The sequence below is a fragment of the Acuticoccus sp. MNP-M23 genome, assembly GCF_031195445.1.
GTDB lineage: Bacteria > Pseudomonadota > Alphaproteobacteria > Rhizobiales > Amorphaceae > Acuticoccus.
On the sequence record NZ_CP133480.1, the window covers coordinates 3136078 to 3149322 of the forward strand.

15 protein-coding genes are annotated in these 13245 nt (G+C 66.5%); 2 read left to right on the forward strand and 13 right to left on the reverse strand.

Annotated elements, in window-relative coordinates; translation table 11 throughout:
* Positions 1-2 precede the first annotated feature (2 nt).
* Positions 3-689, reverse strand: coding sequence for a DnaJ family molecular chaperone (locus RDV64_RS14530; protein WP_309195639.1), 687 nt, complete (start codon positions 687-689; stop codon positions 3-5).
* Complete coding sequence (locus RDV64_RS14535; RefSeq protein ID WP_309195640.1) at positions 689-2050, reverse strand: alpha/beta fold hydrolase; 1362 nt, start codon at positions 2048-2050, stop codon at positions 689-691. Before RDV64_RS14535 ends, RDV64_RS14530 begins: the two co-directional genes overlap by 1 nt.
* 162 nt (positions 2051-2212) lie before the next feature.
* Here RDV64_RS14535 and RDV64_RS14540 point away from each other — a divergent pair, with 162 nt between their 5' ends.
* Both RDV64_RS14540 and RDV64_RS14545 read left to right on the forward strand, forming a co-directional pair.
* Positions 2213-2665, forward strand: coding sequence for an Hsp20 family protein (locus RDV64_RS14540; protein ID WP_309195641.1), 453 nt, complete (start codon positions 2213-2215; stop codon positions 2663-2665).
* A gap of 200 nt (positions 2666-2865) precedes the next feature.
* Complete coding sequence (locus RDV64_RS14545; protein WP_309195642.1) at positions 2866-3657, forward strand: manno-octulosonate cytidylyltransferase; 792 nt, start codon at positions 2866-2868, stop codon at positions 3655-3657.
* A 19-nt stretch (positions 3658-3676) separates the two neighbouring features.
* On the opposite strand, the gene RDV64_RS14550 is transcribed toward RDV64_RS14545, so the two are convergent.
* The 11 genes from RDV64_RS14550 to RDV64_RS14600 all read right to left on the reverse strand — a co-directional run bounded on the left by RDV64_RS14550 (position 3677) and on the right by RDV64_RS14600 (position 13242).
* Entirely contained in the window at positions 3677-4732 is a 1056-nt protein-coding gene (locus RDV64_RS14550; RefSeq protein WP_309195643.1) for a beta-eliminating lyase-related protein, read from the reverse strand.
* Positions 4729-5280, reverse strand: coding sequence for a DoxX family protein (locus RDV64_RS14555; protein WP_309195644.1), 552 nt, complete (start codon positions 5278-5280; stop codon positions 4729-4731). The genes RDV64_RS14550 and RDV64_RS14555 overlap by 4 nt, the downstream gene beginning before the upstream one ends.
* A gap of 30 nt (positions 5281-5310) precedes the next feature.
* A complete protein-coding gene (locus RDV64_RS14560) occupies positions 5311-6051 on the reverse strand; it encodes a DNA-binding domain-containing protein (RefSeq protein ID WP_309195645.1) in 741 nt (246 codons plus the stop codon).
* A 4-nt stretch (positions 6052-6055) separates the two neighbouring features.
* Positions 6056-6928 carry a DUF692 domain-containing protein gene (locus tag RDV64_RS14565; protein WP_309195646.1) on the reverse strand — a complete coding sequence of 291 codons (873 nt, stop codon included), beginning with the start codon at positions 6926-6928 and terminating at the stop codon, positions 6056-6058.
* A 58-nt stretch (positions 6929-6986) separates the two neighbouring features.
* Positions 6987-7319, reverse strand: a complete 333-nt coding sequence (locus RDV64_RS14570; protein ID WP_309195647.1) for a DUF2282 domain-containing protein — start codon at positions 7317-7319, stop codon at positions 6987-6989.
* 174 nt (positions 7320-7493) lie between these two features.
* Complete coding sequence (locus tag RDV64_RS14575) at positions 7494-7712, reverse strand: hypothetical protein (protein ID WP_309195648.1); 219 nt, start codon at positions 7710-7712, stop codon at positions 7494-7496.
* 264 nt (positions 7713-7976) lie between these two features.
* Positions 7977-8249, reverse strand: coding sequence for a hypothetical protein (locus RDV64_RS14580; protein ID WP_309195649.1), 273 nt, complete (start codon positions 8247-8249; stop codon positions 7977-7979).
* Between the two features lie 100 nt (positions 8250-8349).
* A complete protein-coding gene (locus RDV64_RS14585; protein WP_309195650.1) occupies positions 8350-9285 on the reverse strand; it encodes an ABC transporter substrate-binding protein in 936 nt (311 codons plus the stop codon).
* A 61-nt stretch (positions 9286-9346) separates the two neighbouring features.
* A complete protein-coding gene (locus RDV64_RS14590; protein ID WP_309195651.1) occupies positions 9347-10348 on the reverse strand; it encodes an ABC transporter permease in 1002 nt (333 codons plus the stop codon).
* Entirely contained in the window at positions 10345-11898 is a 1554-nt protein-coding gene (locus RDV64_RS14595) for a sugar ABC transporter ATP-binding protein (protein WP_309199515.1), read from the reverse strand. The genes RDV64_RS14590 and RDV64_RS14595 overlap by 4 nt, the downstream gene beginning before the upstream one ends.
* 123 nt (positions 11899-12021) lie before the next feature.
* Entirely contained in the window at positions 12022-13242 is a 1221-nt protein-coding gene (locus RDV64_RS14600) for an ATP-grasp domain-containing protein (RefSeq protein ID WP_309195652.1), read from the reverse strand.
* Positions 13243-13245 lie beyond the last annotated feature (3 nt).

Genomic DNA, 13245 nt, shown 5'->3' on the forward strand with positions numbered 1-13245 from the left:
ACTCATTCCGCGTGGCGGACGATCGCCTCGTAGGCGGCGTTGATGACGGCCAGCCGGTCGTTCGCGATCTTCACGAACTCGGGCGGCACACCGCGCGCGATCAGCATGTCGGGGTGATGTTCGGTGACAAGTTCGCGCCATTTGCGCCGGATCTCATCCAGCGGCATGTTGGGGCTGACGCCGAGGAGAGCGTAGGGGTCGCCGTCCGGGCTGAGGTGGCGCGCCTTGACGCGGTTCACGCGCACCCCGTCCAGCGCGAATATCTCCGCAACGCGCGTAAGGAAGGCATCCTCGGCCTCGTGGAGCACGCCATCGGCGGCCGCGATGGTGAAGAGGATATCCAGAATGTCCTCGCGCACCGCGTCGTCGTCGGGGAAGAGGTCCGCGATCTTCTGGGCGTAGGCCTCGAAGCCGGCAACGTCCTGCTGGGCAAGCTCGAACAGCCGGCGGATCGGCTTGACGGCATCGGGCGGCACGTCGAACCGGCTCCAGAAGGTGGTGGCCTCCGACATTGTGACCACACCGTCCGCGCGGGCCATCTTGGCCGCCAGCGCCACCACGGCCATGGAGAACGCGGCTTCGCGCGCCTGCGGTCCGGTGCCGACGGCGCCGCGCAGCCGGTCGAACGCTTCGCTGCCGGCTGCGCCCATGCTCTGCACGGCCCTTGCGAAGAAGTCCCACGCGCCCATCAGCGGCGCCTCGCCGGCTTGGCGCCGCGGCCGCGTTTCACCGGCCGTGGCGGCGCAATCCGCGTGCGAAGCGGACCCGGCACGGTCGGTTCCGCCTCTGCAGTCCCGGCACCCGTTTCGGCATCGACGCGGGATAGTTGCGCTGTGTGCTTGCGCCCGGCTTCGATCCGCTCGCGCAGGTTGTCGAAGCGGCCAGCGACGGACGTGTCGCCGATGTCCTCGGCTGCGGCGTCGGCATCGCCGGTATCGGGTGCTGCCTGCACCGCCGGTTGCGGGTCGATCGCCGCCACAGTTGCGGCAGGTTCTGCCTGCGGCAGCGGCGCCAGCGGCAATTCATCGCCACTTTGGGGAAGCGACGCACGGGGCGGCACCGGGTTGCCGGTGCGACCCACCACAAATTTCAGCCCGCGGCCGGCGCGGCGCGCCTTTTTCCGTTTTGCGTCCGCCGGCTGGTTGGTGACGAACGCATCGAACGCGGCAAAGAACAGGTTGCGCAGGTGGTCACGCTCCAGAAGGAGCTGGTGGCGGGCGTGGCGCATGATGACGATCCCGCCGCCTTTGACGTTGCGGGCAAACACGTCGATGGCGACGGGCGAAACCACACGGTCCGCCCCGCAGGCGATGAACAGCGATGGCACCGGCAAAAGGCCGTTCTGCATCCGCCGCGCCTGGCCCATGGCGCGGAATGTGGCGCTCAGCCAGCCGAAGGTCGGCGGGCCGATCATGAGGCCCGGATTGTCCGCAGCCAGCTTGCAGAACGCAGAATACCGTGCCGGATCGCTGGTGATCCGGTTGTCTGCGAACGTCGTCATGTCCGGGAGCGGCCGCGCTTTGGTGACGAGGGTGCGCGAGAGGCCCACACGGGCGCCGATCCACGAGAGCGCGGCAACCATGCCAGAGGGCATCGGCAGCCGCGCAATCCTGAACAGCGGGGCGACGGAGACGACGCGGTCGACCTCGCTTGCCAGAACGGGGGTGGCCAGGGTGGCGACAAGGCCGCCCATGGAGTGGGCGAGCAGCGTGTAGGGTCGCGGCAGGCCGAGCTGCGCGGCATGGCGGACCACGGCACACAGGTCCTCCACATAATGGCGGTAGCTGTCGATGTGGCCGCCGGTGCGCACCCTTCGCGCCGAGCCGCCCTGGCCGCGAAAATCAAACGCGATGACGGCAAAGCCGCGATCGTTGAGATCGGCAATGGTCTCGCTGTACATTTCGATGAATTCGCCGCGGCCCTGGACCAGCACCACCGTGCCCGGCCCGTCCGCTGCGCCCGGCCAATGGGCAACGCGCAGCTTCGCTCCGGCGTGGAGCGTCCCGATCGTGCCGCCGAGATCCGTGGAGCCCCAGTCCGCTCTCGTCACGCCAACTCCACGCCCTCTGCCATGATCACATTCTACCCTTGAACGCGGGGCAGACCACTCCCAAATCTCGGTCAGCGGTCGCCGGTATCGGGGCCGCATACGAACCGAGGCACTGGCCAGAGACCGGCAGTGTCCAACCGTTGCTTCTCATGGAGGACGACTATGCGTCAATTCGATCTCACCCCACTTTACCGTTCCACCGTCGGTTTCGACCGTCTGTTTTCGCTTCTGGACAACCAGACCGGCGTCAACCAGACCCCGTCCTACCCGCCCTACAACATCGAGCGGGTGACCGACGATGAGTACCGCATCACCATGGCAGTGGCCGGCTTCAAGGAAGACGAGCTGACCGTCGAGGTGAAGGAAAACACGCTCACCGTGACCGGCGCCAAGGCCGAAACGGACGACAACAACGAGAACATGCTGTACCGCGGCATTGCCGCACGTGCGTTCGAGCGCCGTTTCCAGCTTGCCGACCACGTTTTCGTGACCGGTGCCGCTCTGGATCACGGCCTGCTCCACGTCTCCCTCAAGCGGGAAGTGCCGGAGGCCAAGAAGCCCCGCATTGTCCAGATCGAGGGCGGCACCAAGGCGATCGACGCCAGCGCATCGTAACACGGCAGAAACGGGTTTGCCGGCAGGCTTGTGCTTGCGTTCCCGGCAACTGACCGGCCGGCTCGCCCGCTACAGCGGGTGACCGGACCAAGGCGGCTCGTCCTCGCGGACGGGCCGCTTTCATTTTGCGGCAGGGGGCGCTAGCAAGCCGCACGGCGTTCCAAAGCGCCGCTCGAAATCGTTCTTGTGAAAGGCGTGCCATGAGTGTCGTCGTCGCCATTCCGGCGCGCTACCAGTCTGTCCGTTATCCCGGCAAGCCGCTTGTGGCGCTCAAGGGAGCCACCGGCAAATCGCGCTCGCTGGTGGAGCGCACCTTCCTTGCCGCCGTGGAGGCCAAGGGGATCGACCGGGTGATCGTCGCCACCGACGATTCGCGCATTGCCGCCCACGCCAACCAGTTTGGCGCCGAGGTGATGATGACGTCCCCCAAATGCCGCAATGGCACGGAGCGCTGCGCGGAGGTTCTGTCCCGCATCTCGCCGACGCCCGAATTGATGATCAACGTGCAAGGGGATGCACCGCTGACGCCGCCCGATTTTGTGGAGGCGCTGGTATCGGGGATCGGCTCGCAAGACGTCGCCACTCCGGTCCTGCGCTGCGACATGCAGATCCTCAGCCGCTTTCGGAGCGACCGGCGCAATGGCCGGGTTGGCGGGACGCTGGCGGTGATGGACCGGGACAACCGGGCGCTTTATTTCTCCAAGGAGCTGATCCCCTACGCGGACGGGATCGAGAGCGAGGCCGCTGCGCGCACCGTGTTCCACCACGTTGGCCTTTATGCCTACACGCCCAAGGCGCTGTCGCAATATCTGTCCTGGGAGCCCGGCATTCTGGAAATGCGCGAGGGGCTGGAGCAGCTGCGCTTTCTGGAAAATGGCGCATCCATCGCCTGCGTGGAGGTGGAGGCCAAGGGGCGGCCGTTCTGGGAGCTGAACAACCCGGTGGACGTGGAGCGCATCGAGCAGGCGCTGGTGGGCGCCGGCATCGCGTGAACGACGCCGGCACCGGCTGTCAGCCGGCGAGTGCCTTCGCGAGCGCGTCGATTTCCCCATCACTCGTCCGGAAGCTGGCGACGAAGCGCCGGAGCTCCCAGCCATCCTGCGGCGGCTCGGGAATGAAGGCTGAGCGGAACCCGTAGGGCGCGCAGACGATGCCCGCCGCGTTGAGCCGCGCCACAGCTTCGGGGGATACGAACGCAAACACCTCGTTGGACTGGGTCGGCATCACCAGCGATGCCGCGCCGCTGGCTTCCAGCGTGGTCGCGATTCGTGCGGCCATGGCGTTGGCATGGCCGGCAAGGCCAAGCACATGGTTGTCCCGCAAGAGCGCCACGAATTGCGCGCTGGCAAAGCGGTTTTTCGAGAACAGTTGCGCTGCCTGCTTGTGGCGGTAGGCAGCGTCTTCGCGCAGGGCCGTGTCGAACAGGACCACGGCTTCGGCGGCCCAGCCTCCGGTCTTGGTGAAGCCCAGCGAGAGGACATCCACGCCGGCACGCCACGTGATGTCGGCCGGGGCAGCGCCCGTGTGCGCCAGGGCGTTGGCAAAGCGCGCGCCGTCCATGTGCAGCGCGCAGTCACGCCCGTGGGCGAGGGCGGCAAGTTCTGCAATGTCCGCTGCGGTGTAGCACTGGCCGATTTCGTTGACGTTCGTGATCGAGACCACCGCGGGGCGCCCGTGGTGGACGACACCGGGGGGATATTGCGCCAGCCGCGCGCTGAGCCCTTCGGTCGTGATCCGGCCTGCCGCGCCATCCAGCACGTCAAGCTGGGTGCCGGGGGCGAAAAGAAGCGGGCCACCGGCCTCGTCACGCGCCAGATGGGCATCGACATGACACATCACGGCGCCGCCCGGCTTGCTGTAAAGCGCAAGCGCCAGCGAATTGGCCGCCGTGCCGGTGGACACGAAGAACACCGACACGTCCCGCTCGAACCATTGCCTGAGAAGGTCGCACGCGCGGCCGGTCCACGCATCGTCGCCATAGGCGGGGGCCTGACCGTCGTTGGCCTCGGCCAGCGTGGCCATCACCGCATCGGCGGCGCCCGCCCAGTTGTCGGAGCCGAAGCTCACCGGACGCCTCGCAGCCGTCCCAGAAGGGCATCGAGGGAGAGCGGCCCGGCGCCCTTCAGCGTCAGGCAGACGAGGAGGAACACCCAGAGCGACCGCTGGTCGGCAATGGCCGAGCCGGATTCGGCCGAGAACCACGAGCCGATGGTGGCGGCGTCGGCGCCGTGCTGGGTGATGTCGGTCCACGTCATCACCGCAATGAAGGCGATCATCCCCAGCGAGGCGAGGCGGGTGAACAGGCCCACCACAATCAGCGCGGGGAGGATGAACTCGGCGTAGGTCCCGGCATGGACGACGACATGCTCCAGAACGCCGAGCTGCGACGGGTCGTAGCTGACGGCCTCCATCTCCTTGGGCAGGATCTGCGCGTAGGCACCCGGCGACAGGTTGATGATCCCCATCAGGCCGTCGCCGAGCTTGGTCATCGCGCTGTTCCAGAAATAGACGAGGAGCACGCCCGCAAAGACGAGCCGGCCCATCGTGCCGATCAGCCAGTCCTCCAGAAAGCGCTGGAGATTGAGAAAAAATGCGTTGTGCAGCCTGACGACCATGAAACTTGCAATCCGGTTATTGGGGGCATTTCAGCCCGTGGGAACGACGCGTGTGTGAAACGCCCCGGCCGACAACAGTTGCGCCAGGGCGCCGGCAAGGTCGAGTCCCTGCACCTGCGCCGCTTCGCCAAGTGGCGCGCCGTGCAGGAGATTTTCGGCAAATGTGGCGGCAGCATCGTCCAGCGGCCGGGTCAGCACGGTGAAGGCGGGGCGGGTGACGAGCGCCGCCGCAGCCGGCGTCTGGGCGAGCGGCGGCGTCTGGTTGGCCTGGAACGCCGCAAGGCCGCCGGCGGGTGTGCGGATCAGCGCGGTGGCGGGGTGCGCCACGAGCTGCACGCCGACCAGCGCCTGGGGGCCAAGGTCGGCCAGCGCGTCGCCGCCGAGCGGCTCGGCGTCCGCGGCATGGTAGGCGGTGACGCGGGCGAACTCGATCCGCCCCACCTCGGGCACGAACGGGTACGCGGTGAGCCCCGGCAACTGGGCCAGAAAGTCGGCAAAGGTTGCGCCGTAGCGGGCCAGGATCGGGCTTTGCGGCGGCCTCTGGCGGGCATAATCCACGGCGGCGGCGTCGAAGAAGGCGTCGCCCATCAGGCGCGCGGTGGTGGCGAACGTGGTGCGCAGGCTGTCGCGCAGCGAGGCGGCGACATTGTTGCGGTAGACGTCCATCCGGTCAGGCGCAGGCCGGCCCCTGCCGTTGCTGAGGCCTTCCGGCGACGTGCCGCCTGCAAGGGCTTTGAGAAAGCGGTCCTGTGTGGAAGGCGGGCGCTGCACGGGCTTAGCCGACGCCCTCGGTGGCGGCGCAGGCCTGCAAGATGCGGTCGGCGCGGGACACTTCGGCCGCCAGAATCTCGAACGGCGGAATGTCGGTGTCCCACTCGATAAGGGTTGGAACGGGCCGGCCAGTTCGTTCCAGAACCGCGCGGTAGAGCGACCAGACCGGCGGGGCGACCGGGCGGTCGTGCGTGTCGATCAGGAGCGGTGCGCCGGTAGCGTCGGCGTCCTCGGCGTGGCCGGCAAGGTGGATCTCGCCAACGGCCTCCACCGGAAATGCGGCGATATAATCGTGCGCAGTGAAACCGAGATTGGCGGCAGAGATGAAGACGTTGTTCACGTCGAGAATGAGGCCGCAGCCGGTCTGCCGGGTGACGGCCTTCATGAAGGAGAGCTCGTCCATGGTCGAAGAGTCGAACGCCAGGTAGCTGGACGGGTTCTCCAGAAGCATGGTGCGGCCAAGCGTGTCCTGCACCTCGTTGATGTGGGAGACCACGCGGGCCAGCGTTCCGGCGGTATAGGGGAGGGGCAGAAGGTCGTTGTAGTAGGCGCCGTCGTGGGTGGACCATGCCAGATGCTCGGAGACTAGCCCCGGCTCGTACCGGGCGGCGACAGCGCCAAGGCGTGCAAGATGCGCCTTGTCGAGCGGGCCTTCGGCACCGATGGAGAGGCCGACACCGTGCAGCGAGACAGGGAGGCGCTCGCGCACCGCGGTGAGGAGGCGATGGGGCACACCGCCGTCGCCCATGAAGTTTTCGGCGTGGATCTCCACAAAGCCAAGCTGATCCGGCGCATCGAGGATGGCGTTGGCGTGCGCAAGCTTGAAGCCTGCACCAGCCCGCGCCGGGATGCCGGCCGGGCAGGAAAAGCCGCTCACCGGCCCTGCCCCGAAGGGCTGCGCCTCGGAGCTTTCCCTTGCTGCGTCCGGCAGATCATCAGGCGGACGGCACGTCGCGGTCGAGCGGCTTCAGCGAGCCTTCGCGGGCATCGCCGTCGGCCATGGCCGGAAGCTGGAACTTTTCTGCGCTGGCGGTGGTGGAATAGTCGGTGCAGGTGCCTTCGGGCACCAGGGTCCAGGCATTGCCCTGATAGTCGACCTTGGAGGTGCCGGCGCATGTGGTGCCGGGGCCCGCCGCGCAATCGTTGTCACCAGCGAGAGAGATGCCGTAGCACTTCTCGTTTGCGGCATGGGCGGGGGCAGTCGCGGCCAGCGTGCCTGCAGCGGCCACGGCAGCGGCAATTGCGGTCATCGAAAAGGGCTTGTTCATCGTATCACTCCGTTTGCATCCGGCATCAGGGCCTGCCGCCAATGTAGGCGGGCTTTCCGCCACGGACGAATAAACTGTCCGTGTGGAGGATGTCAGCAAATGGGAGCAGTCAGGACAAGCCTCGTGCAAGGCCGCAGGGACGGCCTTGCCGGGTCTCGTCGGTCGGACGCGGGGTCAGACCGTGAGGTTGAGATATTCGCGGAAGGCGTGGTGCACGACTTCGTTGCGGGACAGGCCGCGGCGTTCCAGTTCGGCTTCGCTCAGCTGGAACAGGCGCTCGGCTTCACGGCCGGCGCGGATTGCGCCACCAATGTCGGAAAACAGGCCATCGGACGAGCGGTGAAGGGCGCGACCTTCAAAACGATGCGGCGCGGTACGAGCGCGTGTGACCATGACAATTCCCCTGACTCACTTGACGATTGAGGCAACCCGTGCGGCTGCCTGTGAGCTCAAGATGTCGTCTTGGATTGTGCGCTGCAACACCGGCTGGTGCATTGCTGACGACCAAGCTGTGCATACCAGCGCGCGCGCTGAGGTCCACCACGCGAAACCGGCGCAAGGTCAGCGTGTTGGCGGCCGCTTCCGGCGCACATGGTTGCGCCCGGCGGCCGGCCGTCAACACAAATGCCCTCGGAGCGCGGTCCTGCGTCCGGCCGATCAGCTGTGTGCGGTGGCGGTCCGGGCCGGGGCGGTCTGGTGGGGGGCTTTGCCGTGGTCGGCCAGCAGCGCCAGCCCGTCGGCCGTGACGCGCACCATGGCGACCCCTTCGCGCGAGCGTTCCCGGCGCACGAGGCCGCGGTCCATCGCGTCTTCCCACACCGGAAGCCGGGGGCAGGAGGTTCGCCAGGCGTCCATCACTTCGGTGTAGGCGCGCGGGCCGCGCGCCACCCATTCCACAAGGTCGACGACGAGGGATTCGGGTCCATGCATGGCAACGGCTCCAACCAGCAGATGACGCGTAGGTCATAGCACAATTTTGGCTTGAAGAATAAGGGCCGCGCTTGCGCGGCCCTCCCTTGCGGGTCTGCGGTCAGTCGTAAAGGACTGCCGCAATCTCGGGGTCATCCATGTTGGACTTGTCGTACCAGTAGAAGCCGGTGTCGATGCTGGGCGGCACTTCGGCATTTCTGATCGCATCCACGGCAGCCTTCACCGTTTCGTAGCCGATGCCCACCGGGTTCTGGGTGATGGCGCCTGCCATCACGCCATCACGGATCGCTTTCTTCTGCGCCGCGCCGGAATCGTAGCCGATGATGACGACATTATCGCGCCCCATCTCGCTCACCCCGTTGACGACGCCGATGGCAGACCCCTCGTTGGCGCCGAAAATGCCCTTGATTTCCGGGTTGCCCTGAAGAATGGCCTTGGTGATCTCGGTCGATTCGAGCTGGTCGCCGCCGCCGTACTGGACGGTCACCACCTCGATGTCGGGATGCGCTTCCGCCATGCGGTTGGTGAACCCGTCCACGCGGTCGATGCCGGTGCGGCTGGTCTGGTCGTGCGCGACCACGGCAACCTGGCCGGCGTTGCCGATCAGCTCGGCCATCTTGTCGGCGGCCAGCGCTGCGGCGGCAACGTTGTCGGTGGAGGTGGTGGTGATCGGAATGTCGCTGTCGACGCCGGAGTCGAACGCGATCACCGGGATGCCGGCCTTCTGGGCCTGTCGCAGCAGCGGGATGGCGGCCTGGCTGTCGAGCGCGGCAAAGCCCACCGCCTGCGGGTTGTTGGCAAGCGCGGCCGCCAGCATGTCGATCTGGCGGTCGACCATGGTCTCGTTGTCCGGCCCCTCGAAGGTGACCCTGACGTCGAACTCGTCGGCCGCCTTGTCCGCGCCCTGTTTCACGGCCTGCCAGAACTGGTGCTGGAAGCCCTTGGAGATCAGCGGAATGAAAAGCGTGTCCTGGGCCATGGCGGGGGCGCTCAGGAATGCGGCGCCCACCGCGGCAAGGACGATTTGTTTCAGCATTGGTTGTTTCTCCCTGTTGTGTCGCTCGAAGGCTCGTGCGGCCTTCTTTGTCTTGAGCGGATCATGTCGTCCGGCGGCGCACCTGGTCCGCGTAGACGGCAAGAATGATGATGGCGCCGGTGACGACGGTCTGCCACTCCTGCGCCACCGAAAGGATGCGCAGCCCGTTGGTGAGGACCGCCATGATCAGCGCGCCGATGACCGTGCCGAGGATGGTCCCGCGCCCGCCCGAAAGCGATGTACCGCCGATCACCACGGCGGCAATGGCCTCCAGCTCGTAGCCGAGGCCGAGGGCCGGCTGGGCCGAGTTGAGCCGCGAGGCAATCAGCAGCCCCGCAATGCCGACGATGGCGCCCGCGGTGGCGTAGATCGCGATCTTCCACGCGTCGACGTTGACGCCGGAAAGGCGCACGGCCTCCTCGTTGGAGCCAAGCGCGAAGGTGTACCGGCCCAAAATGGTCTTTTCCAGAATGTACGCCGTGCCGGCGGCCACGAGGAAAAAGATGAGAACCCCGTTGGGGATGGGCACGGCGGGGAAGATCTCGCCAATCAGCGATCCGCGGGCAATGAGGTCGAACCCCGGCGTGTCGTTGAAATAGATCGGCCGGGTGCCGGAGATGACCAGCGCCAGACCTTTCAGGATCAGCATCATCCCGAGCGTTGCGATAAAGGGCGGGATCTTCATCTTGGCGACAAAAGTGCCCGAGCATACCCCGCACAGCGCGCCAATGCCGATGGACGTGATGATGCCAAGCGCCAGCGGCATGCCCCAGTAGGTGAGGACAACGCCGGTCAGAACCGCGCAAAACGTCATCATGGTGCCGACCGAAAGGTCGATGCCGCCGGTGATGATCACCAGCGTCACCGCCACGGCCAGTACGCCGTTCACGCTGGTGGCCTGCAGGATGGCCAGAATATTCGGCGTCTGCATGAAGTTGGGGGAGGCGAGCGAGAAGATGACCAGAAGCGCCACAAGGCTCGCGAAGGCGAGAAGCTTCTGGTAGGCGCCGCCGGACAGGAGGCGGGCGCCTGCGCCGGTGCGGGCGGCGTTGGTGGTCGTCATGCAGGTTCCTTCGGGGCAGCGTCGGTCTCGACTGGGGCATCGGGCGCCATGGCGGCGTCGCGCTTTGTGGCCAGATGCATGATCTTTTCCTGCGTGGTGCCGCTGCCGCCGGGCAGGATGCCGGTGAGGCGCCCCTCGCACATCACCGCAATGCGGTGAGACAGCCGCAGGATCTCCGGCAGGTCTGACGAGATGACGATGATGGCGCGGCTCTGGCGCGCCAATTCGTTGAGAAGGCGGTAGATTTCGGCCTTGGCGCCAACGTCGATGCCGCGGGTCGGCTCGTCGAAAATCAGGATCTCGCTGTCCCGCAGCAGCCATTTGGCCATCACGACCTTCTGCTGGTTGCCGCCGGAGAGGTAGCGCACCTCCTGCCGGTCCGAGGGCGTGCGGATGGAGAGCTTCTCGATGAAATTCTCCGCCGACGTCCGCATCCCGCTTTCTTCAAGCGTCCCGAGCCGGGTGGTGAAGCGCGCCATGGACGCCATCGCAATGTTGGCGCGCACGCTCATGGGGGTGGCAAGGCCGAAATGCTTGCGATCTTCCGACAGGTAGCCGATCCCGGCTGCAACTGCGTCGGCGGGACTGTTGATCTCGACCTCTCGGCCATCGACGGCGATGGTCCCGGTATCGCGCGGGTCGGCCCCGAAGATGGCGCGTGCCACCTCGGTGCGGCCGGCGCCCATCAGTCCCGCAAACCCCAGGATCTCGCCCTTGCGCACCGAGAAGCTGACATTGCGGATGGCGCTGCCCCGCGAGAGATTCTTCACGTCCAGCGCAATCGACGCATCGCGCAGGTCAGGCACATTCACGGTTTCGTCGGCCAGGGTGCGGCCCACCATCATGGCGATGATTTCGGAAACCGGCGTCTCCGCCGCGTCGACCGTGCCCACGGTCTCGCCGTCACGCATCACGGTCACGCGGTCGGCGATGCGCTTCAGCTCGTCCATCTTGTGGCTGATGTAGATGATGCCGACGCCTTCCGCCTTCAGCCGGCCGATGATGACGAAGAGTTCCTCCACCTCACGGTCGTTCAGTGCGGCGGTCGGCTCGTCCATGATGAGAACGCGCGAGCGGAAGGACAGCGCCTTGGCGATCTCCACCATCTGCTGCTTGGCGATAGTGAGGGTGCCGACCCGGACGCGCGGATCGAGATCGAGGTTCATGGAGGCGAAGATCTTCGCGGTGTCGCGGTTCAGCGCAGCCTCGTCCAGCCGGCCGAAGCGGCGGCGCGGCTCGCGGCCGATGAAGATGTTCTGGGCAGCGGTGAGATCGTTCATCAGGGCAAGCTCCTGATGAATGATGCAGATGCCGGCGGCCTGCGCCTCGCGCGGGCTGGTGATGCTGGCGGGCTTGCCGTCGACCAGCATCGTGCCGCCATCGCGCTGATAGATGCCCGAGACGATCTTCATCAGCGTGGACTTGCCGGCGCCGTTCTCGCCCATCAGGGCATGCACTTCGCCAGGTTTGAGGACGAACGATGCGTTTCCGAGCGCAATGACGCCGGGGAAGCGCTTGGTGATCGCATCCAGCGCAATGAGGGGGGTCAGTGTCGGCCTCCGCGTTCCTCCGGTGGCCTGCCTTCTGCGGGCAATGCCATCGCGGCAAGGGAACCATGGGTCTTGCGCATGGTCAATGACCTGATGGACAGGCTGCCCGCCCGCGCCTGACCTTCAGCCGGCATGAACTTTTATGCTTTCGCCCATATCGTCCAGAATGTTGCGCAAGGTGTCGTAGTCCTCGTGGCGCACCCTTGCCCAGGCGTTGGCCATGTAGCCGGCCTCCACGGCCTGTGTCGGCGTGCCGGGGGGCGGAAAATGGTGGCTGACGATGTTGTCGCCATATCTGTCCCAGATGGCCTCGGTGCCGCTGTAGCCGGTGATCCGCCCGTCCCGTTCGGGCCGCAGCGCAATGATGCCGGCGGCGTAACGGCGTGAGGGGGCGACATCCACCCGGCCATGGCAGACGGCCATCGCCCACTGGCGGTAAAGGTCGAACTCGTTGCCGGCGCAGTAGCTGTCCCACTGGCCAACGCCGGGCGGACGGCAGCCGATTTCGGAAAATTTCAGCCCCCTGGGTCCGAAGAACCACTCCATGTGCGTTGCCGTGGTCCAGATTCCGAGCGCGTCGATCACCTTCTGGCCCATCGCCTTCACCTCGGCGTAGGCGGGGGCGTCCATCCGGTTGGTGGCGACAATCTGCGGCGAGATCCAGCGTGTGCGCATGGCTTCCAGCACGTTGGGATAATAGTGGCTGATGAAGTCGTGCTGGACCCGGCCGCCGACGCACAGCGTGTCGTAGAAGCCTTCGTGGCCTTCGATGAACTCCTCGATGGCGGCCGGCACACCATCGGCAAGCCCGGACCGTTGCACCACGTCTTCCAGCTCGGCCGCGTCGCGGGCGCGAAAGGTGCCGGCGGCGCCGGCTGCAGAGCGCGGCTTGATGATGACGGGGAAGCCGAAGGCGCCGGCAAAGTCGAACGCCTCTGCGGCAGACGAAATGCCCGCAGAGGCCGCGGTCGGCACGCCCGCTGCGCGCAAGACATCCTTCATGGCAACCTTGTCGCGGCAGAGATATGCGGTGCGCGCGGTGGTTCCCGGAATGCCGGTGCGTTCGCGCACATTGGCCACGGGCAGCGTATGGGCCTCGATCACGGTTTCGAGCCGGTCCACCCAGAACTGGTCCTGCGCCTTGCGCACCGCCCATTCCAGCGCACCCTCGTCGGTGACGGCGCCGATCTGCTGGTAGCTGGCAAGACGTTGCCGCGTTTCCTCGTCCAGCCAGTCATAAGGCCGCTCTCCGATGCCGTGGACGGTGGCACCGACAGCGTGAAGCGCACGGACGAACTCGCGCTGGTTGCTGGGGAACGATGGCTCGATGAAAATGACGTTCATGGG

What these genes read in the sequence shown, in the direction of transcription:
- RDV64_RS14585 (WP_309195650.1), bottom strand. Translation starts at nt 9,285, where the DNA reads ATGCTGAAACAAATCGTCCTTGCCGCGGTGGGCGCCGCATTCCTGAGC.
- RDV64_RS14555 (WP_309195644.1), bottom strand. Translation starts at nt 5,280, where the DNA reads ATGGTCGTCAGGCTGCACAACGCATTTTTTCTCAATCTCCAGCGCTTT.
- RDV64_RS14580 (WP_309195649.1), bottom strand. Translation starts at nt 8,249, where the DNA reads ATGCATGGACCCGAATCCCTCGTCGTCGACCTTGTGGAATGGGTGGCG.
- RDV64_RS14590 (WP_309195651.1), bottom strand. Translation starts at nt 10,348, where the DNA reads ATGACGACCACCAACGCCGCCCGCACCGGCGCAGGCGCCCGCCTCCTG.
- RDV64_RS14530 (WP_309195639.1), bottom strand. Translation starts at nt 689, where the DNA reads ATGGGCGCGTGGGACTTCTTCGCAAGGGCCGTGCAGAGCATGGGCGCA.
- RDV64_RS14575 (WP_309195648.1), bottom strand. Translation starts at nt 7,712, where the DNA reads ATGGTCACACGCGCTCGTACCGCGCCGCATCGTTTTGAAGGTCGCGCC.
- RDV64_RS14545 (WP_309195642.1), top strand. Translation starts at nt 2,866, where the DNA reads ATGAGTGTCGTCGTCGCCATTCCGGCGCGCTACCAGTCTGTCCGTTAT.
- RDV64_RS14570 (WP_309195647.1), bottom strand. Translation starts at nt 7,319, where the DNA reads ATGAACAAGCCCTTTTCGATGACCGCAATTGCCGCTGCCGTGGCCGCT.
- RDV64_RS14540 (WP_309195641.1), top strand. Translation starts at nt 2,213, where the DNA reads ATGCGTCAATTCGATCTCACCCCACTTTACCGTTCCACCGTCGGTTTC.
- RDV64_RS14600 (WP_309195652.1), bottom strand. Translation starts at nt 13,242, where the DNA reads ATGAACGTCATTTTCATCGAGCCATCGTTCCCCAGCAACCAGCGCGAG.